The sequence below is a fragment of the Clostridia bacterium genome, assembly GCA_035628995.1.
Taxonomy (GTDB): Bacteria; Bacillota; Clostridia; order Lutisporales; family Lutisporaceae; genus BRH-c25.
Window position 1 is genome coordinate 12,197 of record DASPIR010000004.1, and the last position, 26,206, is coordinate 38,402.

The window sequence follows — 26,206 nt, forward strand, 5'->3', positions numbered from 1 at the left end:
TTAACCAAAATACAGTTTGCACCGCGATGTAAAACAGATTCAACGGTGCAAACTGCTTCATGTTGGATGAAGATTACTTTTCTACTATATAGAGATTACGCCAATGATGGAACAGTCCATGAGGTTGTTCAAACCCCTGCATAGTAGACTTCATGCCAACATTTATCTGCTCAACTGCAAGGGGGATCCAGTTGGCATTATTCATAATGTATGTTTGCAGTTCTGCATACATTTTTGTGCGTTCTTCATAATTGCTAGTGGAAATTGCAGTCTCTAGCAGTTCATCAATTTTTTTATCCTTTATGTTACTTCTGTTGATGCTGCCATCAGAATGGAAGGGATTACGCAGTGCATTATCCGGGCCGACTGTATGGCCTCCCCAACCATCAACTGCTATGGGATAGGTTCCTCCAGGAGCTACTCCTGCATTAAAGGTCGCTGTTTCAAGTGCTTGAATCTCAACTTCTATACCGATCTCACCAAGCTGTGCCTGAATTACACTATCAACAGCCTTCTGGACAGTACCAGAAGAGGAATAAATGGTTGTTTTGAAACCATCAGGATAACCGGCCTCAGCCAGTAACGCCTTGGCTTTCTCAATATCATACTCATAGTAATCCACATCTACAGTGAATTCACTTGAGGGATGCATGATATTGTAAGCGGGGGTTGCATTACCCTCATAAACCAATGCTACCAGGTCTTCTCTGTTGATCGCATGTGCAACAGCCTGGCGGACAAGTTTGTTGTTAAACGGCTCAACTTTGAGGTTCATGAATATATGACGAATATTGGTGCTGGGAATCTGCCACAGGACAAGTTTCTTATCCTCCGCAACATAATGCAGGTCAACTGCAGGAGGATCAATACACAGGTCGATTTCTCCTGTCTGCAATGCAATCAGACGTGAAGCTGCCTCAGGAATATATCTGACGAGAATCTCCTCAGTCTTTCTAGCACCTTCCCAGTAATCTTTGAATCTAACCAAGGAAAGGTAATCTCCCTGAACCCACTCATTATACATGTATGGACCGGTACCGACCTTGATTGCTTCATTTTCGTCAAGAGTCTCAAATGCATCCGCACAAAGCATAACCGTATTCGGTTCACAGAGTTTGTAAACCAAGTCATTATCTGCAGCGGAAAGCTTGAGCTGAACTTTGTGGTCATCAATAACAGCGACCTCTTTTATTGAGGAAAACTTTGACTTGGAAGCCGTCTGTTCCAATCCACGCTCAATAGTAAATTTTACATCCTCGGCAGTAAACTCGATGCCATTATGAAACTTGACTCCTTGACGAAGCTTAAATTCCCAAACAGTGTCGGAAATTTGTTCCCAAGATTCTGCAAGTCCCGGAATATATTTAGCGTTCATCGTATCATACTCGACAAGAGTATTGAACACGAGCATATAAACGCTTTTGGCAGTGCCGCCGGACTCATTCTGAACATCCATGCTGGTGAAGTCAAGTGCAGGGGCAATAGTAATTGTCTTCTTATAAACAGTATTTTCGTTCTCAACCACAGTTGCTGCCTCACCTGATACACCGGCGCCTGTCTTTTCTTCAGTAGTAGCCGAACCGGAACAACCTGTCATGCTGGTAATAATCATGCAAACGCATAGGATGAGTGCTAGAATTCTCTTGTTCTTCATTCTTATACCTCCCTGTAAATGTTTAATAGTATATAGAGCAATATTCATGCCAATCCTATAATACGTTGATTTCTGGAGCTTTTTGCGGACATCAGATACAATCAGAATAAAAGAACGGCAATATTTGCATATGGTACGCAATAATTGCCGTTTCTATAAAGAATTATATTTTTAATATCTTATATTCCATATTCGTTAATCTTGTTTTGCAAACCGCGCACACTTATGCCTAATTCTTTGGCTGTCAAATCACGACGTCCTCTATTTTTGTCAAGTGCCGCTTCGATTGCTATGCGTTCTATTTCTTTGATCGACATACCTGTCAGCATATCTTTCAAACTTGCCCCTGTATATTGTAGTGCTGTGGGAAGCCATCTGTTTTGCACTTCCAATGGAAGATTCTCTATACCTATCTCCTCAGCATTGGAAAGAATCATTGCGTATTCTAATATGTTAGCAAGTTGTCGAATGTTTCCTGGATAGTCGTATGCAAGCAATAGTTTCTCTGCCTCAGAAGAAATTCGCTGCACAGCCTTATTTTGCTCACGGTTGAACTGTTTGATAAAATGATTACACAGCAACGGTATGTCTTCCTTACGCTCGCGTAACTCGGGCATGTGAATATTCATTACACTCAAACGATAATATAAATCCCCTCGAAATTTTCCTTCACGCATCATATCCACAAGATTTCGATTAGTAGCAGCAATTATTCGAACATCTACCTTTCGAACATCAGTGCTGCCCAACGCAGTGAATTCCTTCTGCTGTATTACACGAAGCAATTTGCTTTGCAGTCCCAACGGCATATCGCCAATCTCATCAAGGAATACCGTGCCATGATCGGCAATCTCAAATTTCCCTTTTTTATCTTGTGTAGCGCCTGTAAAAGTACCACGCTTATGGCCAAAGAGTTCTTCTTCCAGCAGATTCTCGGGTATGGCAGCGCAATTGATAACCACAAATCGTTCTCCACTGCGCTTGCCAGAAAAATGTATAGCACGAGCTGCCAACTCTTTTCCGGTTCCGCTCTCGCCTGTAATGGTAACATTGCTATCTACGTTCTTCAGCTTTTCTATCAGGCCATATACCTGCTGCATACGCTGGCTCTTACCTATCATCTCTTGATACTGAAAGCTCAGCTTAAGTTCGCTGGAGAGAAAACCCACATCATCATTCAGACGGCGCACAGCCAACGCTTGTTCAATAAACACGCGTATTTCTTCAACATCCAACGGTTTGGATAGGTATGTGAAGGCGCCCTTTTTCATTGCATCAACTGAAGTTTTAATGCTACCAAATGCAGTCATTATGATGACCGCTATGCTTTCATCATATTCCTTGATTTGTCTTAGCACTTGCACACCATCATCATTTCCTATTATCAAATCAAGCAGTACCAAATCAAAGCTTTCACGTTCAATCATGGCAAGTCCGTCCGGTGCTGTCGTAGCGTATCTGACATCGTAATCCTGCCGTAATGTCAAAGAGAGTAATGTACACGTGCTCAACTCATCATCAATTATCAGTATCCTGCGTTTCATCCTCATCGCACCTCCGGAATTTCAACATTATCTCGGTATGGCAACCAAATTTACTTTGTATGTCCAGTATTCCATCATTTTCTAACATAAACTGCTGTACCAGTGCAAGGCCCAGTCCAGTACCTGCAGTTTTTGTAGTAAAAAATGGCTCCGTACATCGTTTTATATCGGCTTCGCTCATCCCCACACCCTCATCATGTATACATGCCCAAGCAAATTTTGTATCCTTATGCACACTAATGGTCATCAATAATGACATGTTTGGTTCACTTTTAATTTTTTTCTCCATTGATTCAATACTATTCATAATGATATTTATCAAGGATTGCTTTATCCTGTCGCGGTTGACGTGGATCACTACCGAATCGTCCAAATCAACCGTAAAACATATGTTGTCATATTTTGCTGCAATATTGGTTAAATATTGGCATTCCCTTATGACAGCAGCAAGACTGACTATCTCCCTTTCGCCTTTTACAGGCCGCGCATAGTTAATCAACCCTTCTACCAATTGATTAATGCGATCCACTTCGTTAGGTACGAATCTGACGAAGGCCTCCTGCACTTCGGGATCATTTCCCTGGGTTTTAAGCAAAGAAGCTGCTGTACGAATAGCCATAAGCGGATTTTTTATCTCATGCGCTATACCAGCTACCAAGCGATTGAGAGAACGGTTTTTTTGCAGATCAAACAACTCCTGTTTCTCACGCTCTTCGCTAGTCACATCCTCAGCAGTCAATAATATGCTATTTATACCACTTTCATCTCGGGAACGATAAATGTTATAACGATAGCTTCGCTTGTTTTCTGCATCACCCAACTCCATGGTGACAGGATGACTGACTTTTTCACCATAGCTTTTGAGAGAAAAAATATCATATTTGATATTCTTTAGTATATCACCAAAAACGTTCAGTGCTCGCACATCGCTGCCCACACAACTATCCCTTACACCACCGATCTGTAGTGCAGCATGGTTTACCAATGTAATACGATAATCTGTATCAAAGGATACCATTCCACTTGGTGCATACTCAATCATTCCATAGCGGATGCGACTATCGCTTTGAATCTGTATCATACGCCTATCCAACTCTACATTCGCATTATACAGTTCCTTGGTTTTTTCTGCTACTTTCCTTTTGAGCATACTGTTTATAATAAAGCTAAATAAGATTATTATTGCTATTCCACAAGCTATCCAAATGGCAATAATAATGATCTTTCGCATGAACTTCGGATCTATAATGCTGTCATCTTCTACCAGCCACTGCTTGTATATACTCTCATAGCTGCCACTTGCACGCATTTCGGTCAGGCTGGAGTCCAACAGATTAAAAAGAGCCATGTCAGTCTGGCGAACCAGCATAGCATAGCTGACAGGGGAAATGTAACTGCGCAATATAGTATACTCATCCTTTAGTCCGGCTTCGTTAAGCATATATTTATAGCAATCGTATACCGCTAACGCCATATCAGCTTGTCCACCAATCAGTGTTTCAAACACCGAAACCTGATTGCCTTGAGCTAGATATCGCTGAATACCCATTTTCGCCATATACGAATTTGCGGCAGAACCATATTCAATTACAGCACTGTATGTTCGATAATTTGTTGTGTTTTTCAAAGTCCCGGCAAGCTCATTGGGCACAACCAAACATAATGAGGAAGAAGACAGCTCACCCGTGTATTGCATCCCTGTCGCTGCTCTGTCATTTGTCTTATGACCAAGAATTATGTCTACTGCACTGCTATTAAGCGCATTAAGGCACTCGTCGTTGGTCTCATATGGAACGTAAACAATCTGTAAATCCTTTTGGTCGGCGATCCAATTCATCATATCAATATGCATACCTCGATAACTGCCGTCTTCATCAACGAAATGATAGGGTATTACGTTAGAATTGAATGCAACACGAAGGGTCTCACGCTCCGCATGAGTTATTGATGCCATGAATAGGAATTGACATGTGCATAAAAATATTAACGCTAATATCAAATTTAATCGTCTTCTCAACATAATTCTTCCCCATCTGACTAGCTACCTAAGTTTTGTATAAACAAACCCGTAAAAACTGGGTAAACTAGGAAATACAATTGGACATAATCAAGCTCTTCTAACGCCTCAAGCAGCTTTTTTGTTAGCTTTTATAAAAGCCATGACATTACTTTAGAGCTGATATCTTAACCTAGTTTATATTGGTATAAAGCAATGTATATGTTAACTCACCCTTGCTTCCTAGCACATACACTAGTAAGGTTCTCAATCCGTTACTGGATTTGGGAGTTTATACGAAATTCAAGTAGTTAATAGTTATTAATACATGTTTGAGTATATCATATAATTCAACGATTTACGACGCTCGACTCATTATTCGCTATTCGTGAATTATTATTGTCCTAAAGCAGCTTGTTACCAACAAATTTTTCATTATCATCAGCTTTAAAATGAGTTTGGCACAGGTATATTCACTTTCAATGTCCTCAGTGTTACATGTAACCCTTCCATTTGCTAATGGAATTTATCAGAAGGATATTATCCCCTTGTGTCGAACTTAAATAATGTACCTAAAAAAACTCGGGGGGGAGCAATTGTATGGATCTCACTACACAAAAGGCAAGGCAAATAATCAATGCACTAAAAAATGGCGTTGTCCCCGATGAAGACCTTGAATTCCTATGTGTAGGCAGGGAAAGGGAAATCCTGGAGTTTGCAAGGTGCTTTGAAATTACTGCGGATGGCAGTGGTACTGTAAAATTCCTGAATGGAGAATATGGCTCAGGAAAGTCTTTTCTTATAAATGTGATAAAGCAAAATGCAGTTAAGAATAACTTTATCGTATCAAAAATACAAGTGGATAGGGGTTTCAGGTTCAATAACCTTGAGCATCTGTATTACCATGTTATGCATAACCTTACTCTTAATGTTACCGGAAAGTCCGTGACAAGCTTTGAAAGTATTTTTGACCTTTGGATTTCGAAGCTTCAGGACGAACCGGACAGAAGCAAGGCGGCACTTGAAATTAACACAGTTATATCCGCTCTGAACAAATACAACATGTCTTTTGCGAGAGCTTTTCTTGCATACATAAAAGCCCGGGTAGATAAGGACAGGCCTCTTTCAGATGCAGTCGCTTCCTGGCTCATGGGTGAACGGAATATACCTGCGAACCTGAAAGCAAAATTTGATGTGATTGGCAGTGTTGACAGGCTTAATTCCATAGATTTTCTAAAGACCTTCGTTGAACTCATTAAGCTATTAGGTTACAGCGGTCTTATAATACTTATAGATGAGCTTGAACTGATAATGAGCGAGAGAGTGGATATCCGAAGGGTTTCCTATGAGAATCTGAGAAGCATGGTTGACATATGCTGCTCAGGAGAATTAGGCAGCTGCATGTTTGTTTTTGCTGCAACCAATGATTTCTTTGAAAACCCAGAAAAGGGCGTTAAGACTTATGAAGCTCTGTCTCAAAGGCTTGGAGATGCCATAGACAAGTCCAACTCTGCCTTGTATGATGTCAGGCAGCCCATAATAAGGCTTCAGAAGCTAAGTGTTGAAGAGTTTCAGGAGCTTACAGACAGAGTAATTGAAATATATAAGCAGTTGTACAATTTCGAGCCCAAGACCAGCAATGAATCAATTAGAAGCTGGACCTTCATATCCTGCAAGAAGTTCGGAGCAAAAATATCAGAGCTGAGTATCAGAGAATACCTGACCAAGCTCATTGAGGTGCTTGACATTATGGAGCAGCACCCTGAGAACAAGGTGTTCACCTCAGAGCTAAAAGCAGTGAGAAAAGGCGACACTGAAGTGTATATAAATAATAGTCAAAAAGGATAAAGGCTGGGTTATAAACCCAGCCTTTATTGTGTTTTTAATGTGCTGCATCTCCAAGGTATGCTTTCTTGACTTCAGGATTTGCAAGCAGTTCTGCACCAGTTCCCTTAAGTATGATGCGTCCAGTCTCCATAACATAGCCTGTATCGGCAATATGGAGAGCAGCGTTCGCATTCTGCTCAATAAGGAGAATTGTAACCCCCTGTTTGTTTACTTGTTTTATGATGCTGAATATATCTTTTACTATGAGCGGTGCAAGTCCTAAGGACGGCTCATCCATCATCATAAGCTTAGGTCTTGACATCAGCGCCCTTCCAACCGCAAGCATCTGCTGCTCGCCGCCGGATAGGGTACCGGACAACTGCCAGGTACGTTCCTTCAGTCTTGGAAACAGAGTGTATACCCACTCCATATCTTCCTTAATTCCCTTTTCATCGTCTCTTGCGAAAGCTCCAATTTTAAGGTTTTCCAGTACTGATAGGTTGGCGAAAACTCTTCTTCCCTCAGGAACCAATGCAATTCCGCTTTTTACCATTTCCTGTGTTTTCATATTAAGCAGGTTCTTGTCAAAATAGCTTATTGTGCCTTGTTTAGGTTTGACTAGCCCCATTATGGCTCGAAGTGTTGTACTCTTACCTGCACCATTTGCGCCTATAAGTGATATTATTTTGCCTTCCTGAACCTCAAGACTTATCCCCTTTAAAGCCTCAATACCTCCGTAAGCAACAACCAAATTGTCAATCTTAAGCATCTTCATCCACCCCCAGATAAGCTTCTATTACTCTTTGATTATTCTGGATCTCATAGGGGCTTCCTTTTGCAATTGTGATTCCGTAGTCCAGAACATAAATCCTCTTTGATATGCCCATTACAACCTGCATATGATGCTCAATCATGAATACTGTTAAATCGAATTCATCCCTTATCCGCTTTATAAACGCCGTCAAATCGTCAGTCTCTTTAGGATTCATTCCTGCTGCCGGCTCATCAAGAAGAAGTATTTGTGGATTAGTGGCAAGAGCTCTTGCTATTTCCAACCTTCTCTGCTGTCCATATGGAAGTGAGCTGGACTTTTCATCCCTGTTATCTGCCAGGCCAACCTTCTCCAGGAGGTTCATAGATCTTTCAATCATCTGTTTTTCTTCCCTCTTATATCTTGGAAGCTTGAATATTGCCTCGAAAACATTGGAGTTGATACGAAGATGGTTAGCTATTAGTACATTATCAAGAACACTTAGATCTTTAAATAGTCTTATATTCTGGAACGTTCTAGCAATACCCAATCCTGTTATCTGGTCAGGCCTGAGACCTGTAATATCCTTCTCCTTAAATGCTTCTTTTCCTTCAACAATACTTTTTTCGTTAAATAATACTTTCCCTTTAGTCGGATTATAAACGCCTGTAATCATGTTAAAGGCTGTCGTCTTGCCAGCGCCGTTTGGTCCGATTAGAGCCACTATCTCGCCTTTGTTAAGCTCAAGGCTGAATTCCTTTACAGCAGTCAAACCACCAAATTGCATCGTAATATTATCTGTTCTCAATAAATTCATTATTTAGTACCTCCTTTTGCAAGAGGCTTCTTTGAAAAAACTCCTAAAAGCTTATCCCAGCTGAATTCTCGCGTGCCCATAAGCCCATGCCTGAAGAACAGTACGACTATCATCAGAAGCGCAGAGAATACAACCATTCTTAATCCAGGAAGAGCAGGTATTGATGGGAACATAGGCTCATCCAGGAATCTAAGAACTTCTTGTGCTATAGTGATCACGAATGCTGATATGACTGTACCTGTGATGCTGCCCATTCCTCCAAGCACTATTATAAGAAGTATATTGAAGGTCAGGAAGAATCTAAACATCAAAGGGTCAACAGCACCTATAAGACTACCAAGCAAGCCGCCTCCTACACCTGCGAAGAAAGCTCCTATGGCAAAGGAAAGCACTTTATGCTTGTACAAGCTAATTCCCATGCTCTCTGCAGCGATTTCATCCTCTCTTATTGCTTTGAAAGCTCTTCCATAACTGCTGTTTATAAGTGAAACCATTATGAAAATGGTGAACAAGGCTGTTCCAAAGGTCCACCACAGATTTGTACTTGACGGAATTCCCTTGAGCCCCAATGCCCCATTGGTAATCCTCTGTGTGTTTGTAAATATTACTCTTATTATTTCAGCAAAACCTAGAGTGGCTATGGCAAGGTAATCTCCCTTGAGTCTCAATACCGGTGCACCTATTATGTAGGCTACAATTGCAGAAAGTACCCCCGCTAGTATAAGTGACGGCAGAAAAGGCCATACAATCTTATCTAGTGGTGATATCATCGGTGCCAAGAAGAAGTTCATCTGCTTGGTTGGGATGGACATGGTGAGCAGTGCTGTTACATAAGCGCCCACAGCCATAAAGCCCGCGTGTCCCAAGGAGAACAATCCTGTGAAACCATTTATAAGGTTCATACTGAGACCAAGTACTGTATAGATTGCGCAAAGGTTTAATATTCGCAATACATATGAGTCTAAAGCGTTATTAGCTATGTATAATGATATACCCAATACAATTATGGCGGCTATTGTTAAAATAGTATTCCTCTTCATAGTTACACCTTCTCCGATATTTTCTCTCCCATTATGCCAGTAGGCCTAAAGAGGAGTATTACAATAAGCAGTATAAAAGCGAAGGCATCTCTGTAACCAGAAAGCTCTGGAAGAAATGCTACCAGAAGGATTTCGCCTACCCCGAGTATAAACCCGCCAATTACAGCGCCTTGAATGTTTCCAATACCGCCAATTACTGCTGCAATAAAGCATTTAATCCCTGGCATTACACCCATTAGGGGCAATATGCTCGGGAACTTAAGTCCCCACATTATACCTCCAACAGCTGCCAGTAAGGAGCCTATTCCGAAGGTAAATGAGATTGTTCTATTTACATCAATGCCCATTATCCTTGCAGTCTCAACGTCCTTTGATACAGCTCTCATTGCCATACCGCTTTTCGTCTTATTAATCAAATACATAAGTGCGAATAGAAGTACTAATGTAACAACCGGAATCATGAAAGTAAGCAACTGGATACGCACGTTTCCTATCTGCACCATGTCAGTGAACATAGCTATCTGTGGGAACGTCTTTGGCCTTCCTCCGAACATTACTATAGCCAGGTTCTCCAAGAGGTAAGAAGCACCTATAGCAGAAATAAGAATTGAGATTCGTGGAGCTTCCCTTATCGGCCTATAAGCCAAAGTTTCAACAGTAATACCCAGGACTCCTGTCAGAGCTATCGCCAATATGAATGATACGTACCACGGCAATCCAAAGGTCGCAACTCCGAAGAAAGCAAAATAAACTGCCATCATGAATATATCCCCATGTGCGAAGTTTATCAGCCTCAAAATACCATAAACCATTGTATACCCTATGGCAATGAGGGCATAAAGGCTTCCTAGGGATATTCCGTTAGCTAAATGCTGTAAGAACATATCTAATGCCATATATACACCACCTAAGTAAAAGTGTCGGCTCTCGCCGCCTGTTTCATTTTGAAACCACAGCTACAAAAGAAACTTCCTCAGTAGCCATAATTAGTTAAAAAATTGTCATAAAATACACTTCCTCCCCTAAGGGAGGAAATGTATTTTATATACTCTTTATTTTTATATATATGGGGAAGGTTAATTCATTTATTTATAATTTATTTGATTGGTTCTACTACATCCATGAATGTGAACTTTCCGTCTTTAACTACTTTAATAACAGCGCTCTTTATAGCATTTCTGTTTTCATCAAAGTTTACAACACCTGCTGCACCCTGGAAGTCCTTTGTAGCAAGCAATGCTTGCTGAATCTTCACGGAATCAGCTGATCCTGCTGCTTCAATAGCCTTTACTAGTATAAGGTAAGCATCATATGCAAGAGCTGTAACTGCTGCCGGCTCTTTCCCTGGATATTCAGCCCTGTAAGCATCAAGGAATTTTGTTGATTCTGTAGTTATCGGCTTTTCTGTTGCGAAGAATGTTGAGAGTACAGCACCTTCAACAGAATCTGCACCGATTTCTATGAATTCAGGAGTTTCCCAAGTATCTCCACCGATAAATGGAGTCTTTATTCCGAGCTGTCTGGCTTGTTTTATAACAAGCGCGGATTCTGTGAAGTTACCAGGAGCAAATATTACATCAGGATTCTGTGCTTTTATGTTTGTAAGCTGTGCTGTGAAATCCTGGTCGCCTGTATTATAGTTAGCAACTGCAGCTATAGCATTTTCATCACCAGTAAGCTTCTTGAAATTATCTGTAAAGTACTTTGCAAGTCCTACAGCGTAGTCATTTGATACTTCCTGTATTATAGCTGCTTTCTTAGCACCAAGCTTATTGAAAGCATAGTTTGACATAACTACTCCCTGGAATGGGTCTATGAAGCAAACCCTGAAGTAGAATTCGTTACCCTGTGTAACGAGAGTATTTGTGCAAGATGTTCCCATTGCAGGAACCTTTGCATTTTTTACAATATCACCAGCTGCCATTGAAAGTGAGCTTCCCCAGCTTCCAATTATTGCAGAAACCTTTTCTTTTTCAACCAATCTTGCTGCAGCTGTAGCTGCCTCAACTTTGTCTGACTTGTTGTCAACTATAACTAGTTCAATCTTCTTGCCAAGTACTTCAGGATATAATTTGTTGGCAAGCTTAATACCTTCTAATTCAAGCTCTCCGCCTGCAGCATTCGCGCCTGTTAATGGCTCAAATACACCTAACTTTATAACGTCTGATGCTGGAGCAGCAGGTTCTCCACCTGGAGTTGGAGCTGGTTTAGCACATCCTGTAAGCACCAGGGACAATGCCATTACAACTATTAAAGTTAAGGATAACACCTTTTTCATACTATTCCTCCTTCTCATTTTAAAGACTAATCATTTCATAGCCCTTCCCCATCGAGCTAACAAATTTATGTAAGACATTTTATTCCTCCAATCACCTCCTATAGTTTCTACACTTTAGCATATTTTATGATGCAGTGAAAGCTTTATTATAATTAATTGAATAAAAAAAACTAAGTAACAGTATACCCCTTGGGAGATAACCTGCGGCTTAGAATCACTCATAATAGCACAAATCGAATTTTCACACTCATAAAATAAAATAAAATCAATACTGCGTATAGGCTGTAATTATTATCTACATAATGCACTTTTTCTTATTTCTACAGTCCTTATACAAATAATATAATATAATCTTCTGATAGTCAAACTATTTTAAACATATACACTATCAGAATTATCAGACGTGCTCACCTAATATCACCCTATAAAAAATAAAGCCGCAAATTGAATTGCGGCTTTATAATGCTATTCTTACATTAAGAACATAGCGGCTATTGTGGTTACTATAAGCCCTATAATCACAGGCTTTAGATTACGTCGCGCCAGCTCGAAGGGGTCTACCCCGCATATTGCTGCTGCAGGTATGACAGCCCAAGGTATCAGAGTTCCTCCACCCACCCAGATAGCGGCAATCTGCCCCAATGCTGTAAGTGTAGCCACTCCAGAGCCTATAGCTATCGAGAACAGCTTAGCTATTGAGCCTACGAGGGATATACCCGAGAAGCCTGAACCGTCAAGGCCTGTTATAGCGCCTACTATAGTAGCTGTAGCTGCTCCGACTCCCTGGTTCAGTGGTACAATTCCAGCCAGAGCCACGCCAAGATCATTTACAAGTCCATTTGACCCTTCCGGCAGTACTTTGCCAAAAATATCAATTATAGCTGAATCCCCCAGGTAGAAAAATGCTGCTATAGGTATAACCGGGCCAAATACCTTGAAGCCGAACTGCAGCCCTTCTATAAGGTGTTGTGTGATTCTTCCAAGAGGATCCTCCTTGTACGCAAAGAAGGATATTATTATCAATATCAGAATTGAGGTTCCGCCAATCAGAGCTGTAGCATCCCCTCCCTGAAGCTTTGCAATGAACATTATCACTATATCCAATGCAAAAAGTAACGGTACCAAAGTTGCAAGAGCTTTCCTGATTGATGGTGCCATATTTTTCATCGCTTTTATATCATCATCAATTTCCACCAATGTTTTTGTACTATCAATTTCTTCAACCTTTAATACTCCAGATTTCATATCCCTTTTCAGCATCCAGAAGGCAACTATAGTAGTAACTGCACCCATTATAAATACCAACGGTATACTTGCGGCAACTACGTCTCCTACTGGTATTCCTGCTCCATCGGCAGTGATTTTGGGTGCTCCCTGGATTATGAAATCACCTGATAATGCAATTCCATGTCCAAAAAGGTTCATTGCCACTGCGACACCAAGTGCAGGAAGCTTTGCTTTAAGTGCAACAGGCAGAAGCACCGCTCCCATTAATGCAACAGCCGGGGATGGCCAGAAGAACCAGGATATTACCATCATAAGTATGCCTATCACCCAATAAGCCAGTGTGGGAGTGCGTATCAGCTTGGTAAAAGGATATACCATTGCCTCATTGATACCTGTTTTCATCAATACTTTGCTCATACCGAAAATGATTGATATTACAAGTATCGTACCTAAAAGTTCTTTAATTGCGTATGCAAAGCTGTTAAAGATACCGGTGACTGAATGGGTAATCGACGAGGTTCCTATGAATCCCAGCACAAGAATTCCTGCAATGCAGATAAAGCTGGTATCCTTTTTCATTACAATGAAAGCTATTACCAGCAGTATGAAAATCAAGTACGCCCAGTGTAAAGCGGTAAGTGTAACTCCCATTGAGTCTCCTCCTTCCAAAAAATTTAAACTAATTAATACAGAATATGCGGGAGCAACAAATAGGGTACTACATATTTCGCATGATATAAATGATGTGTCTTAAGCAACGGGGGAACGGATACCACTGAACACACGGATGTTCCACGGATTCCTACGGAATAGCACGGTTAATTTTATTAATATATTGCAGCGTCAGAGAATTTTGATACTTACTTCATTACCGAGTATTACTAATGTTTCAGAATATTATACACGCCGTGTATTCAGTGGGTTTCAGTGTTTTTCCGAAGGAAATCCGTGGTACCCGTTCCCCATTTACTACTTCGTATTATTCTACTAACACGTCAGAAAAAAAAGATATGCCCGGAAGAATCACCTGGCATATCTGTTTAGTTATTAGTAACAGTAGAAGCTTTCTATCTGTCTCAGACTTATTCCGAAGTACACCCACCTATATCCGGTCCATCTCCAGCCTGACACTGAACGGCGTCCTACAAAGGTGAGCCATACCCAGAATTCCCTGCCATTACGGAGCTGGAGATATACAAATCTGTTTCTGCATCTTCTTATGGATCCCGGGTCGACAGCCTGAACTCCGAATCCCTGCTGTGCTGCTAACTGTGGAGCTACTGAGGGAGGCGGCCCTGATGGAGGTCCACCCGATGGGCCAAAACCAGGTCCCTGCCCCCCGGTTGGTGGAGGGCCCTGCGGTCCAAAGCCTCCAGGAACAGGTGGGCGCTGCCTGTAAAAAGGACAATCTTCACAGAGCTCATCATCTAATTCAATATCGTCATTTTCATCATCATACATAGCATTCACTCCCATACACATTTGTTATCAGTATATGTATGAGGCAAGTCCAAGGTTCTACAAAAAATATAAGTCGAGCTGTCTGCCCGACTTATTTAATCTAAAGTTTGAAGCCTTCAATTTTTCAATGAATTGAACTTATCCGGCAAGCGCACCCAATATTAGGGCGGCAATTATTATTACCATAAGTATCCCAAGAAGCTTCCATACAAATTTCAGCCATCTGTCATAGGATACCCTAGCTACTGCAAGGCCTCCCATAACTACAGCACTTGTAGGCGTCACAAGGTTCACTATTCCAGATGCAGACTGATAGGCAGTAATAACTACATGCCTTGCAACTCCTGCAAAATCTCCCAAGGGTGCCATAATGGGCATTGATAATGTCGCAAGCCCTGACGTGGACGGTATCAGGAAGGACATTGGCAAATAGAACAGGTATGAGGCTATTGCAAAGGCTATTGAGCCCGTTCCCGCTAGAGACCTCTCTCCTAAATTCAGCACTGTATCTGTAATATTTCCTGCATTCATTACTATTGTTATTCCTCTAGATACACCTACTATCAGTGCAACTCCCAGAAGGTCTCTGGCACCATCCACAAAAGAGTCTACCAGTCCATTTTCTCCAAGTCCCGCTACTAATCCAATAACTACTGCAGAGACAAAAAATAGCGTTGTCAGCTCACCGAACCACCAGCCCAGGGTGGGAATGAAACTGATGTTGATATCCGAAAAGGGGATTACTCCTATAATCATTATAAGAAAGGTCAAAGCAAAAAGAAAAAGTACCAGCTTCCTTTTGCTTGTAAGCTCAGGAAATTGCTTGCTTCCATCGTGGGCGAGAAAATGTTTTTCGTTATCCTCCTTCATATCATATACCACTGAAGCTTTAGGATTCTTTTTTACCTTTTCAGCATACCTCATTACATATAATATTGCGGCCAGCTCACCCACTACCAGAATCAGCAGCCTTAAAAACATTCCCTCTCCCATTGATATGCCTGCAAAGCCTGAAGCAATCCCTGTTGCAAAGGGATTTACCGTTGAACCCAGCACTCCTACACCTGCACCTAGCATAATCACCCCCACAGCAGTCACAGCATCATAGCCTGCGGCTATGAATACCGGAAGCAGCAAAGGATAAAAAGCTATAGTCTCCTCCGCCATGCCAAAGCTGGTGCCGCCAAGAGCAAAAAGTATCATAAGAATAGGTATCATCCACTTTTCCTTGCCCTTTAGGCTCTTAGTGACTCCTGCAATCCCTGCGTCAATAGCACCGGTCTTCATAACAACTCCCAGGAAGCCTCCTATGATAAGTATGAACAAAGACACATCCACTGCATCATAGAAGCCTTCAATAGGCGCCATTATTATATCAGCTATGCCCTGGGGATTTGGTTCCACCATATGATATGTGCCTGGAATCGGCTCCTTTTTTGATGCTGTAGGATCAACGTAGTTATACTGCCCTGAAGGAACTATCCAAGTTAGTATAGCAACTACAATTATAATTGCTAATAGAATAGTAAAAGCTGATGGCATTTTAAACTTTCGCATAAAATCACTCCTTATGAAGAATATTTTGAGTAATGATGTGAAAAATATACAAAAGTTATTTTATATTGCTGCTCTAAATAGTCAATCAAAAGGACTTGCCTGATTTTAACCAGACAAGTCCTCCAATACGAACATAATTAAGCTTCAATATTTCTTTTCTCAGTGTCAATATACCTGGTCAGCAGCAAGTTTCCCACTGCAATAAGTGCTCCCAGGACAAATACGTATTGATAGCCGAAAGCATTCCACACCAAGCTTCCAAGCCAAGGCACAACCATTGATACTGCATGGTCTATGCTCAACCCCATGGATAACGTAGGTGAAACATCCTCCGGACTAAGGGCTATTTTTTTAAGATAGGTCGCTCTGGCAATGCTTGTTGCACTCATCAGCTGGTCTGCAACAAAGCAGGCGCAGATTATTAAAAGCGCTGCCCCGCCAATGCCGAATAACCCTGACACACCCTCAGCAAATGCATAGCCCGCACAGATGACTATCAGCGCTATAGCCTCCGATGCAAGCACAAACTTTTCTCCTTTTTTATCTATCAGATTCCCTATATATGGCTTAAATATAATTCCTATTCCCGCAGTGAAAAACCCAAGTACGGCAAAGGTGCTGACCCCCTGGCTGAAAATTTTTATTAGCACCCAGGGTCCAAAGGTTATGAATATCTGCTTCCTTGCGCCGTACAAGACATTAAGCCAGTAAAAAAGCTTATATTCCTTCCGGAAAAATAGTTTCTTTACTTTAACCTTTGGCTTGTGAGGTGTCATAAAAAGTATTAGCAGGCAGGCGCATATAAAAGCAAGGGCTCCCACCGTAAAGGCAACACTGTAATTGACCTTCACAAATCTAAATATAAAAGCAGTGATCAGACTGGTGCCCAAGAAAGCAGCTGTATTCAAGCCATTAATTCTTCCCAGTACCCTTCCTAGATTACCCTCTTCAGCCAAATTCATTCCTATACTATTGGACATGGGCATAAATAGGTGCTGCCCCATGCTGTACACCGTCATCCATATCATCATCGAATAATAATCTGATGCAAAATGACCAAGTCCCAGTAGTCCAAATGCAGCCAACATATTTGCCAATGAGGCTATCCTCACATCCCCTAGGAACAGTAACGCTCCTGACACAAATACGACCAGGAACCCCGGAAGCTCTCTGGGGAATTCAAGTATGGTCCTTTGAGATACTGTAAGATGAAAGGTATCACTCAAATAATTATTGAAAACCGATGCGTCAATACTCTGGCTAATTCCAATAAAAGCACTTGCCAGCATAAATAATATTAAATCCCTGTTTTTCAACTCATAACCCCCAAAATATCCATAGACATATACTTCTAATATCTCTTGCTTTGTATTGCCTATGTTCTAGTAGTTAGTATCTTATCTTCCATTCCGTTCAGCTCTGTGGTTTCGTTCTCGCTTAACTTTGAAAGTATCTCTCCTCTATACTTGATACCTATTAAGTGCCTCAGCTTTATACCCTCATCAGCTGCATCAGACCAATTTATCTTCTTTCTGTTGTAATACAGGTCGTAGTCCACTATTCTTGTGCCATCATCCAACAGCTCCAAGCCCAGCAAAATCTTTTTAATATATATGGGAGTGTGGAAGGTAAAGAATCTTACCCTATATATCTCCACCGACATCATAGGCCTAGGGTTGTCCTTACCCCAGGATTCTCCCAGTATAATCCCAAGCTCCATCCATTCCATGATATTGAGAAGTCTCTCATAGTGAAGCTTATACTCGCTGTATCTGTCAAATATCCTTATTTCAAGCTCATACCAATCCCTATTCGCCAGTCCGCTGTTCAGATATTTCAGTGCGTGGGATCTGAGGTCCCTCAAAAGAGGCCTGTATCTTTCCTCAACGAACAGAACCGTTTTATACATGTCATTTACACTCATGGTCCTATGTATGGGCTTGTCAGTTATTGCCACTATAGTACCTTTTTCGTTGTATGAGTTAAGAATATCTACTAAATTACCCTCTATGCATTTATAATCCTCACTAATTTCTCTGACTACCCTTTCCAGATCCCCCATCGCCCTTAATATTATTATTCTCGTTGCAATGCGGGATCTGACTATCAGATGGCTCATTCTGTCATTCAAAAGGTTGCAAAGTACTACATCCGGCTCCTCCATTATAATGAGCGCATCTTTTATTTGCTGCAAATCAACTACATCTGTTATTTTATCGATTATAAATATGATGGTATAATCTTCTCCTGCTTTTTCAAAGGCAGCGTCAAAATCATAGCAGTCTGCTTTCTTTTCTTGTATAAGATACTCCCTCAGTTCCTGTATGCTGCTGCTCTCAAAAAGCAATATTTTCGGTCCGCTTCTAACCAGAGAAAACATCTTTTACCCCCCTCTGTCATAATCCTATTTTGTGCCTCCCCAGCCTTGCATCATCAATGCCGGAAGGATAGCATAAGGTCGTGCACTCTCCCGACTCTAACCCTATAATATTTATGTATGAAATCCCATTAAAATACAGTTTATTATCGATACAACCGCTTTTTAATGTCAGGTCATGCCCAAACAAGTTATATTGTGCAGGTTCGTCAAGCACCCCTTTAGGCATATGGCTTATCCTGAAGCTTAGGTTCTCTATCTCTACTGTTTCGGCTTTCTTGATAATACGGCTCCTTCTGAAATGCTTGCTTTCAATTTCGACATTATCGTGATTGCCCAATGCCAGAATAATTTCAGCATCAGAGTTCTCAAGAATAGCCGTCAAGCGCTTTATCCATTTCTCATGCTCATAGATTGAAGTGGGGTAAAGTGCCAGCTTTATATTGTCCACCAAATCACCCGTATGTACAATATAGTCAGGCTTCAGCCTTTCAATAAGCATCCTAAGCTCAGGGTAAAAGCAGGCTGGAGTGTCAGACACATGAAGCAGTCTCTTTTCTGTGGACTCTGACAGCTCTATAGGTATATAAAGCTTTCCTATGACGTTGTATATAAACTCTTTGAAATTTATCATAGTGTACTCCATCCTTAACAATGTATATGTAAATTATTTCATCAATCTCTCAATTAGTCAAACAAAAAAAGAACAGCATTACTGCTATTCTTCATATATTCCCATTCAATTAAACCTTAGGCAGATTTATCCCATAGAAAATCTCTGTTATTTCCCTGTCCAGCTTCTTTTCTATCTCTTTCTTTTCTATATCACTCAGGTCTTCTTCCTTTATTTCGAATAGATAGTTGCTGAGGCTCAGGTCGGTTATCCTCATCTTCGTGTGGAATATGTTGGATTGATATATGTTCATATCAATGAGACTGTATCTGTCTATAGTCTCTTTTGCTATGAAGTTTTGTATTGAGTTTATCTTATGGTCTATGAAATGCTTCCGTCCATTTATATCCCTGGTATATCCTCTAACCCTGTAATCTATTGTTATAATATCCGAATCAAAACTCTGGATAAGATAATTCAATGCCTTTAGCGGGGAAATTGTTCCACAGGTAGTTACGTCTATATCCACCCTGAAGGTGCTGATTTCATTCTGAGGATGGCTCTCAGGGTATGTATGCACTGTTACGTGACTTTTATCAAGGTGTCCCACTATATTCTCCCTTATAGGGGTAATAACGCCCCTGTTGCAGGATGGGTCAAGTACGTAAAGTGGAACCTCCTCCTCTGAAATCAGAAGTGTAACACTGGCCCCCTGAGGATCGTAATCCTGCTTCGCCACGTTCAATACGCTGGCGCCTATCATTTCTGTTACATCACTTAGTATCTTTGTAAGCCTTGTAGAATTATACTGCTCATCTATATACTCAATATACTTCTTTCGATCTTCGGCAGACTTTGTATAGCATATATCATAAATATTAAAGCTCAAAGATTTTGTCAGATTATTAAAGCCATAGAGCTTGAGCTTGCCTTTGTCGGCTTTCATAAGCAGCACACCCCATTTCCATTAGTCTTTTTTTACAATCAAGCACGTAAAATCTTCCAAAATATTACAGCAATTTAAAATTATAAACCATATTAATATTAAGCCCTAATTGCTTAATTGTCAACATTTCGAGCACGATAAGTAGGTATTAAAATAATATGTCTTTTCAAACTCAGGATTGCTGTCACCGTAATACTCATCCTCTTCTCTTTCCTTGCAAAGGGCTTCCAGGTCTATTTCACCTACTATGAGAAAATCCCCCTCAGGGTGCTCTGATACTGCTACTACACCATCCTCCCTAGGTGTCATGCCAATTGGTGCAAATATCCCTGCTTTTCCTGTGAAATGCAGACCACAGAACCAGCCGTTCAGTGCAGCCTTGATTCCATACACATGTGCCTCCTGCACTCTTGGCCATATGCCCCTGAGTGCCCTGGGTCGCCTATACTCCTCATTATTAGCTATTGGAAGGACAACGACATCACATCCCCTGCTTCTAGCCAGATTGAACACTTCATAATATGTTGCATCCATACAGACAGGAAATGCAATATTCCCAATGTCCAGGGAAAATACCTTGAATTCATTGCCTCTCTTAATCCCAAGCTTCTCCTCAAAATCTGTAAGATGCAGCTTCATCTGCCTTCCAAGAATGTCACCCTCACGGGAAATAATGGCGCCCCCATTATACAAATGGTCATTCTCTCTAATAAAATAACTCCCGGTATAAATATATATGGAGTATTTTGAAGCCAGACCGCACATTATACTTTCGATTGCAGCTTGAATCGGTGTTGAAATACTGCAAAGCAGAGGATATAGCTTGCTCAAGCCACTGTCCGAGCCGCTCTCGGCATGGATTACCTGTCTTTTGTTCAAGCAGCGGTTTAAGAGGTTGAACCCGGGTATTATCCCAAGAAGCTCGAAAAAATTATATTCAGGAAAGGCTATTATATCGCAGCCCTTCTCTGCTGCTGATTTTACAAAGCTCTCCATTCTATATGCATAAGCTTCAACGTTTTTTGCTGCAGTTATTTTTCTTTGCACAGCAGCAGCCCTGATACTTCCCCTCCCGTCCTTGTGGTTGTTTTCCAGGGCTTTTATGCTGCTAAGGCTTGTTCTTATCCTGTCTTCTCCAAGCTTCCACCGGAACCACTTTTCCAATAGGCTGTTCATGATAACCTCCATTCCGAGATGGCATAAATATATCCTTATATGCTTCTATATTGAGCTGTCCAAGAGTATTGAACTTTCTAACCGCTTCCTTCCGCTTTTCATTGTCAAGCTCTGCTGTAATGATTGCACATTTCTGGCTTTTGCCCTCAAGAGCCAGGAAGCCGTCCTCCCCTGCAGTCATATCCAGGGGTGCATGTATTATGGAAGACCCGTGGAAGTCGTGTCCCTTGAAGCTTCCATTGAAGCTGCTTTCCATACCGAAAAATAGGTTAGCCTGCACATTCTGCCAAAGTCCTGCAAGCTGTCTGGACATATTTCTACTGCCTATTATAGCCGTAGGAGCCAGTACCAGCTTCACCCCTGACATGGCAAGCGCCCTTGAAACCTGCGGATAGAACACATCTGTGGATATGATTATTCCTAGCTTCAATCCCCGAAGAGAAATACTGTTCAGCTCTGTCCCGCGAGAAAGCCCAAGTCCTTTCTCCCATTTAGCCAGATATATCTGCCTTTGCTCCATTATTTTTTCCCCCTCCATGATAATACAGGAGGAATGATAGGTATCCGCATAGTCTGCTTCAAAGTAACTTCCTGGGCATATAGCCATGCCTTTATAAGCATTTGACAGTTCAATTATGTCATTTATATATCTCTCACCATTATCGAAGAGACAGCCTAAGAGTGCCGGTAAAACTACCATATCTATTTTGTGCTCACAGCAAAGTTGGAGCCAGCCCGCCACCTTCCCTGCAAGTTGTTCATAGCTGGTAAGCTCCAGATAATCATCATTATTGAACACTATTGATGCCGCATTCATTTCATTCCCCCCCTGGGTGATTCTGAATTAGAACATAATAAAGTGCAAAAGCGAGATATCCGCTGCCTGTGGCAAACCCTACCCCTGTTTTTGCCTTCCCTGTATTCCTATCGAAGCTTTCACACAAGAGTCCGAAATCCATATCGGCAGCTTTCAGCCATTCGATCGCCTGCTCCTGCAGCAATGGATTCAGTATGCTTCCGCACAGTCCCAGCCCCGAGGGTGTGTTGGGATGGTGATCGCAGGCCAGCTCTTTGATTCTTGATGTTTCGCAGTAATATCTGTAATTGTTGGAGTAGTAGTAATTTATCGTGTTCCTGAAAAGCTCCTCACTGCTGTCAATAAAACCGTAGTAGTCAAGCAGCCCAAGGTTTCCCGGAGGATCATTGTAAAGACTGAAGCTTCCTTTGCCATCTGCTGACCATACAAATATTTTTCTGCCATCTATTTCTTTCACAAGATGTGAATATATTCCTTTATATATACCTTGTATCCTATCGCCAAGGATCCCGGCCTTCTCCATAAGACCCCTTTGCTCGTATACACTCAACAGGTTCTTTAATCCTCTCCATAGTATTACATTGTCTACGGTAAGCAAGGGGTATTCACTGGGGTCATCTGAGGGCATCAGAAAAGTCTTATAAAGTCCGGTCTCGCGGTCATATTCCCTCTCAATTCTCATAAATACAGAATCAAGAATCCTGAGCACATCATCATCGATATTCTCCATGCTGCCTATCAGTATGAAATAGCTGGCGGCTTCATCAAGCTCAAATCCAGGGTAAAGTACAGTTCCATCTATATAATGGGCATGGTCTCCTGCATTCTTTCCATGCATAAGAATCGTATCCCTGCACAGGCTTAAATGAAAACCCCTTTCCACCAGCTTTATCGCAGGGAATGACCACAAGAAGCTGTCCCGTTCCCAGAAAGCTCCTGAGACATAATATCTTGGACTTCTCGAAGTCAATGCAGCATATCTGTCACTCTCCATATCTTTTCCTACTGCAAAGAAGTAATTGAAAAACATGTTTTCATTCAAAAGCCTTTGAAGCAATGTATCCTTAGCATATGCCACAGCTTTGCTCTTTAACCAGTTTGACAGTTCCTCGTATATGCTCCTGCAGCCCTTCCTCCTGAAATGTATAAGAGTTGTGGAAGCACCATCCATGTCTGAATTTATAGTAATATAAAATGCATTGCTGCCGCTGCATTTAAGCTTTAGTACAAAACTGCCTTCATCAATGCATTGATGTTCAAAGCTGCTATCTCCACCAAAGGCTATACTTAAGCTTGTGCTGCCCGAGGTAATATTTACCGCAGGGCTGCCCAGCCATTTATCCAATTTCATTTCCTTTTTAAATTCGGAATCATGGGAGTTGAACCTCAGCAGACTGAGCTTATCAATTGTGCAAACAAGCCTTGCTTCTATATCTTCAGAGCTTTCCAGCTCATATACAAATCCCTTTTCATAGAGATCCGCATAGAGCTTTACATTAACCCGCACTCCACCCTCCAGCTCAAAAGAGAATACCGGAATATAGTAATTCTCGAGAACTACACTTGAGCGCTGTATTGATAACCTCCTGTCATCCTTATAAAACTCCGGTTTAAACAGGGTTTCCTCACCCTTAACCTCCATAAGGCCTTTATTTGATAAGGTTAAAATATTCATACTCCTGACAGAAGCATCATAAGTGCTGATTTCAGGCAGGCTTATGTAATGATTGCCTGCATAAAGCACCCTTTCATTTATTTCAATTTCTTTTGGAGTCGTCATTATCTTATTCATACAAAGCCTCCTGATTTTTCAAGCTCCTCCAGCAGCTTATGGTGCTGTTTCGGAGAAAGACCATACATTTTTTTAAATGCCCGGACGAAGCTTGAATAATCCCCGAACCCGCACTCAGAACAGGCCTCTGTCATCGACTTCCCTGATTTTATGAGGGTATTGGCCATCATCAATCGTTTTTGAAGAATATAGCTGTGAATGGTATAACCTGTCTGGCTCTTAAACTTATGCATTAGGTGATATCTGCTCATATAAAATCTGGATGCCAGGTTTTCTACCGACATATCTTCACAGAGGTTTTCATTTATATGCTTTATTACTTCTCCAATACTTTCATTATAATCCCCTTCTGCATGGTGTTTTACAGCCTCAGGTGTAAGATACAGCCTATTGAGATATATGATGAATTGCAGGAACAATGAATTCTTAAGCACTTGACTACCAAAGCCGTCTCTCATATACTCTTCTTTAAGCTGCGCAATAATATATTTTCCTTGACGCAGCAGCTCAGTATCCAATCTCAGTAAATTGCGCTTTTCTTTGGAGGCAATATCGAAGCAGTTCAATAGATTAATTTCCGGACTGCTATGCTTGGATAAAAAATTCGAATTGACCCATATGATCATCCTCTCATAGGTCATGGAAGCATCAACTATGGTCTTATGTATCTCACTGCTGCTCACGAGAAGTATATCCCAAGGCTTAAGCTTGTATGCCTTTCCTTCTATCAAATATGTAACGTTGCCTGATATGAAAATGATTATTTTATTAAAATCATGAAAGTGCAATTCAAACTCCATGCTTTTTTTATCCTTTAAGTGGAATAGCTCAAAGTCCTTGTTCAGATATCCCCTCCTGCTGCCAGTTACTAAAACATCCTCTTTCATTATTTACCTCCTATGTTAGTCTTCAAAGCTCCAGAGCATTACTCACAGTTCCCTCGAACCTCGAACCCCGCACCTCGCACCTATTGTTTTTATACTATAGCACTTATTGCAATATTTCAAGCATCTTAGGCAATAAATATAGCAAATACTTTGAATATAATATATGTAAAGAGCACCCATAAATATACTTGGAGGTATGAGAATGAATAAGAAACTCAACGTAGGAATTCTTGGAGGAACGGGCTTTGTGGGGCAGCGTCTTGTTACACTCCTCCATGACCACCCGTATTTTGATATCAAGGTAATAGCTGCAAGCGAAAGATCTGCAGGTAAAAGCTATATTGATGCTGTTAGCGGAAAGTGGAAGCTCTCCCAACCTATTCCTGACAGCGTAAAGTCTATGATAGTTAAGAACTTGCATGATGTTGATTCCATTGGCAGTGAAGTAGATTTCGTATTCTGTGCTGTAGATATGCCTGCAAGTGAGATAAAGGAAATTGAGGAAAGGTATGCAAAAACAGAAACTCCTGTGGTATCAAACAATTCAGCCCACAGGCTCACTCCCGACGTCCCAATGGTCATACCCGAGGTAAATCCGGAGCATCTTTCCATTATCGAAAAACAAAAACAGCGCCTTGGAACAAGCAGAGGTTTTATAGTAGTCAAGCCCAACTGTTCAATACAAAGCTATGTTCCAGCCATAAATGCACTTATGGACTTCAAACCTTCGGCAATATCAGTGTGCACCTACCAGGCTATTTCCGGCAGTGGAAAAACCTTTGCCGATTGGCCGGAGATGGTAGACAACATAATTCCTTTTATATCCGGTGAGGAAGAGAAAAGTGAGCAAGAACCTCTCAAGGTATGGGGACACATAGAGGGCAATGAGATAATTAAGGCTGCTGCTCCGATAATAACAGCCCAATGCATTAGAGTGCCTGCAGCAGAAGGACATCTGGCAGCAGTATCTGTCTCCTTTACGCATAAACCGACCAAGGAGACAATAATTGAGCGCTGGAAAAACTACAAAGGCAAGCCTCAATTATTGAAGCTTCCCAATGCTCCAAAGCAGTTTCTCACATACTTCAACGAGGACAACAGACCCCAGACAAAGCTTGACAGGGATGTTGAGCATGGGATGGGCATAACAATTGGAAGACTTAGAGAGGACAGCATATTTGACTACAAGTTCGTGTGTTTGTCACACAACACCCTAAGAGGAGCAGCCGGAGGCTCTGTATTGACTGCAGAACTGCTCGCCGCTGAGGGTTATATAGTAGCGAAATAAGAATGTACTATATAGCAACATAGAAGCATTAACTTTGTATATCGACTCACACAATATAAGCTTTGGACAGAATTAGAGCTTGATACTTGTAAAATCCTAACGCACATAAACCCAACGTCCTGTTGGTATGTGCTAGGTTTACATCACGTAAACCTTAC

The 26,206-nt window shown here is 41.3% G+C and carries 21 protein-coding genes; 2 read left to right on the forward strand and 19 right to left on the reverse strand.

What is annotated here, in order from left to right; translation table 11 throughout:
* Positions 1-73 precede the first annotated feature (73 nt).
* The 3 genes from VEB00_01085 to VEB00_01095 all read right to left on the reverse strand — a co-directional run bounded on the left by VEB00_01085 (position 74) and on the right by VEB00_01095 (position 5,218).
* A complete protein-coding gene (locus VEB00_01085; GenBank protein HYF81611.1) occupies positions 74-1,654 on the reverse strand; it encodes an ABC transporter substrate-binding protein in 1,581 nt (526 codons plus the stop codon).
* Between the two features lie 179 nt (positions 1,655-1,833).
* The gene (locus VEB00_01090; protein HYF81612.1) at positions 1,834-3,198 is read right to left on the reverse strand and encodes a sigma-54 dependent transcriptional regulator; all 1,365 of its coding nucleotides are present in this window, start codon (positions 3,196-3,198) and stop codon (positions 1,834-1,836) included.
* Positions 3,173-5,218, reverse strand: a complete 2,046-nt coding sequence (locus VEB00_01095; GenBank protein HYF81613.1) for a transporter substrate-binding domain-containing protein — start codon at positions 5,216-5,218, stop codon at positions 3,173-3,175. The genes VEB00_01090 and VEB00_01095 overlap by 26 nt, the downstream gene beginning before the upstream one ends.
* Before the next feature lie 576 nt (positions 5,219-5,794).
* On the opposite strand from VEB00_01095, the gene VEB00_01100 reads away from it, so the two are divergent.
* Positions 5,795-7,042, forward strand: a complete 1,248-nt coding sequence (locus VEB00_01100; GenBank protein ID HYF81614.1) for a BREX system ATP-binding domain-containing protein — start codon at positions 5,795-5,797, stop codon at positions 7,040-7,042.
* A 34-nt stretch (positions 7,043-7,076) separates the two neighbouring features.
* Here the strand turns inward: VEB00_01100 and VEB00_01105 are convergent, their stop codons facing one another.
* From VEB00_01105 to VEB00_01180, 16 genes are all read right to left on the reverse strand, one after another.
* The gene (locus tag VEB00_01105; protein HYF81615.1) at positions 7,077-7,790 is read right to left on the reverse strand and encodes an ABC transporter ATP-binding protein; all 714 of its coding nucleotides are present in this window, start codon (positions 7,788-7,790) and stop codon (positions 7,077-7,079) included.
* Positions 7,783-8,589: an ABC transporter ATP-binding protein gene (locus VEB00_01110; GenBank protein ID HYF81616.1), complete on the reverse strand. Its 807-nt coding sequence runs from the start codon at positions 8,587-8,589 to the stop codon at positions 7,783-7,785. The genes VEB00_01105 and VEB00_01110 overlap by 8 nt, the downstream gene beginning before the upstream one ends.
* Positions 8,589-9,629 carry a branched-chain amino acid ABC transporter permease gene (locus VEB00_01115; protein HYF81617.1) on the reverse strand — a complete coding sequence of 347 codons (1,041 nt, stop codon included), beginning with the start codon at positions 9,627-9,629 and terminating at the stop codon, positions 8,589-8,591. The genes VEB00_01110 and VEB00_01115 overlap by 1 nt, the downstream gene beginning before the upstream one ends.
* Positions 9,630-9,631: 2 nt before the next feature.
* Positions 9,632-10,525 (reverse strand): branched-chain amino acid ABC transporter permease, encoded by an 894-nt coding sequence (locus tag VEB00_01120; protein ID HYF81618.1) that lies wholly within the window; start codon positions 10,523-10,525, stop codon positions 9,632-9,634.
* Between the two features lie 200 nt (positions 10,526-10,725).
* The gene (locus VEB00_01125) at positions 10,726-11,907 is read right to left on the reverse strand and encodes an ABC transporter substrate-binding protein (protein ID HYF81619.1); all 1,182 of its coding nucleotides are present in this window, start codon (positions 11,905-11,907) and stop codon (positions 10,726-10,728) included.
* A gap of 471 nt (positions 11,908-12,378) precedes the next feature.
* Positions 12,379-13,785, reverse strand: a complete 1,407-nt coding sequence (locus VEB00_01130; GenBank protein HYF81620.1) for a hypothetical protein — start codon at positions 13,783-13,785, stop codon at positions 12,379-12,381.
* A 396-nt stretch (positions 13,786-14,181) separates the two neighbouring features.
* Positions 14,182-14,595, reverse strand: coding sequence for a hypothetical protein (locus tag VEB00_01135; protein ID HYF81621.1), 414 nt, complete (start codon positions 14,593-14,595; stop codon positions 14,182-14,184).
* Positions 14,596-14,733: 138 nt separating this feature from the next.
* Positions 14,734-16,152: a YfcC family protein gene (locus VEB00_01140; protein HYF81622.1), complete on the reverse strand. Its 1,419-nt coding sequence runs from the start codon at positions 16,150-16,152 to the stop codon at positions 14,734-14,736.
* Between the two features lie 137 nt (positions 16,153-16,289).
* Complete coding sequence (locus VEB00_01145; GenBank protein HYF81623.1) at positions 16,290-17,468, reverse strand: MFS transporter; 1,179 nt, start codon at positions 17,466-17,468, stop codon at positions 16,290-16,292.
* A 59-nt stretch (positions 17,469-17,527) separates the two neighbouring features.
* Entirely contained in the window at positions 17,528-18,532 is a 1,005-nt protein-coding gene (locus tag VEB00_01150; GenBank protein ID HYF81624.1) for a hypothetical protein, read from the reverse strand.
* Positions 18,533-18,548: 16 nt separating this feature from the next.
* Positions 18,549-19,163 (reverse strand): metallophosphoesterase, encoded by a 615-nt coding sequence (locus tag VEB00_01155; protein ID HYF81625.1) that lies wholly within the window; start codon positions 19,161-19,163, stop codon positions 18,549-18,551.
* Positions 19,164-19,272: 109 nt separating this feature from the next.
* Positions 19,273-20,088, reverse strand: coding sequence for an adenosylmethionine decarboxylase (gene speD, locus VEB00_01160; protein HYF81626.1), 816 nt, complete (start codon positions 20,086-20,088; stop codon positions 19,273-19,275).
* Positions 20,089-20,208: 120 nt separating this feature from the next.
* The gene (locus VEB00_01165; protein HYF81627.1) at positions 20,209-21,264 is read right to left on the reverse strand and encodes a nitrilase-related carbon-nitrogen hydrolase; all 1,056 of its coding nucleotides are present in this window, start codon (positions 21,262-21,264) and stop codon (positions 20,209-20,211) included.
* Positions 21,197-22,081, reverse strand: a complete 885-nt coding sequence (locus tag VEB00_01170; GenBank protein HYF81628.1) for a carbon-nitrogen hydrolase family protein — start codon at positions 22,079-22,081, stop codon at positions 21,197-21,199. The genes VEB00_01165 and VEB00_01170 overlap by 68 nt, the downstream gene beginning before the upstream one ends.
* 1 nt (position 22,082) lies before the next feature.
* Positions 22,083-23,873 (reverse strand): glycoside hydrolase family 125 protein, encoded by a 1,791-nt coding sequence (locus tag VEB00_01175; protein ID HYF81629.1) that lies wholly within the window; start codon positions 23,871-23,873, stop codon positions 22,083-22,085.
* The gene (locus VEB00_01180; protein ID HYF81630.1) at positions 23,870-24,760 is read right to left on the reverse strand and encodes an AraC family transcriptional regulator; all 891 of its coding nucleotides are present in this window, start codon (positions 24,758-24,760) and stop codon (positions 23,870-23,872) included. The genes VEB00_01175 and VEB00_01180 overlap by 4 nt, the downstream gene beginning before the upstream one ends.
* Positions 24,761-24,962: 202 nt before the next feature.
* Between VEB00_01180 and asd the strand changes: the two genes are divergently transcribed.
* A complete protein-coding gene (gene asd, locus VEB00_01185; protein ID HYF81631.1) occupies positions 24,963-26,048 on the forward strand; it encodes an aspartate-semialdehyde dehydrogenase in 1,086 nt (361 codons plus the stop codon).
* Positions 26,049-26,206 lie beyond the last annotated feature (158 nt).

Excerpts from the sequence above, each read along its gene's own strand:
- VEB00_01120 (HYF81618.1), bottom strand. The coding sequence starts at position 10,525 with ATGGCATTAGATATGTTCTTACAGCATTTAGCTAACGGAATATCCCTA.
- VEB00_01135 (HYF81621.1), bottom strand. The coding sequence starts at position 14,595 with ATGTATGATGATGAAAATGACGATATTGAATTAGATGATGAGCTCTGT.
- VEB00_01085 (HYF81611.1), bottom strand. The coding sequence starts at position 1,654 with ATGAAGAACAAGAGAATTCTAGCACTCATCCTATGCGTTTGCATGATT.
- VEB00_01165 (HYF81627.1), bottom strand. The coding sequence starts at position 21,264 with ATGAACAGCCTATTGGAAAAGTGGTTCCGGTGGAAGCTTGGAGAAGAC.
- asd (HYF81631.1), top strand. The coding sequence starts at position 24,963 with ATGAATAAGAAACTCAACGTAGGAATTCTTGGAGGAACGGGCTTTGTG.
- VEB00_01150 (HYF81624.1), bottom strand. The coding sequence starts at position 18,532 with ATGTTTTCTCTGGTTAGAAGCGGACCGAAAATATTGCTTTTTGAGAGC.
- VEB00_01110 (HYF81616.1), bottom strand. The coding sequence starts at position 8,589 with ATGAATTTATTGAGAACAGATAATATTACGATGCAATTTGGTGGTTTG.
- VEB00_01100 (HYF81614.1), top strand. The coding sequence starts at position 5,795 with ATGGATCTCACTACACAAAAGGCAAGGCAAATAATCAATGCACTAAAA.
- VEB00_01175 (HYF81629.1), bottom strand. The coding sequence starts at position 23,873 with ATGAATAAGATAATGACGACTCCAAAAGAAATTGAAATAAATGAAAGG.
- VEB00_01115 (HYF81617.1), bottom strand. The coding sequence starts at position 9,629 with ATGAAGAGGAATACTATTTTAACAATAGCCGCCATAATTGTATTGGGT.
- VEB00_01140 (HYF81622.1), bottom strand. The coding sequence starts at position 16,152 with ATGCGAAAGTTTAAAATGCCATCAGCTTTTACTATTCTATTAGCAATT.
- VEB00_01180 (HYF81630.1), bottom strand. The coding sequence starts at position 24,760 with ATGAAAGAGGATGTTTTAGTAACTGGCAGCAGGAGGGGATATCTGAAC.
- VEB00_01095 (HYF81613.1), bottom strand. The coding sequence starts at position 5,218 with ATGTTGAGAAGACGATTAAATTTGATATTAGCGTTAATATTTTTATGC.
- VEB00_01105 (HYF81615.1), bottom strand. The coding sequence starts at position 7,790 with ATGCTTAAGATTGACAATTTGGTTGTTGCTTACGGAGGTATTGAGGCT.
- VEB00_01130 (HYF81620.1), bottom strand. The coding sequence starts at position 13,785 with ATGGGAGTTACACTTACCGCTTTACACTGGGCGTACTTGATTTTCATA.
- VEB00_01170 (HYF81628.1), bottom strand. The coding sequence starts at position 22,081 with ATGAATGCGGCATCAATAGTGTTCAATAATGATGATTATCTGGAGCTT.
- VEB00_01125 (HYF81619.1), bottom strand. The coding sequence starts at position 11,907 with ATGAAAAAGGTGTTATCCTTAACTTTAATAGTTGTAATGGCATTGTCC.
- VEB00_01090 (HYF81612.1), bottom strand. The coding sequence starts at position 3,198 with ATGAAACGCAGGATACTGATAATTGATGATGAGTTGAGCACGTGTACA.
- VEB00_01155 (HYF81625.1), bottom strand. The coding sequence starts at position 19,163 with ATGATAAATTTCAAAGAGTTTATATACAACGTCATAGGAAAGCTTTAT.
- speD (HYF81626.1), bottom strand. The coding sequence starts at position 20,088 with ATGAAAGCCGACAAAGGCAAGCTCAAGCTCTATGGCTTTAATAATCTG.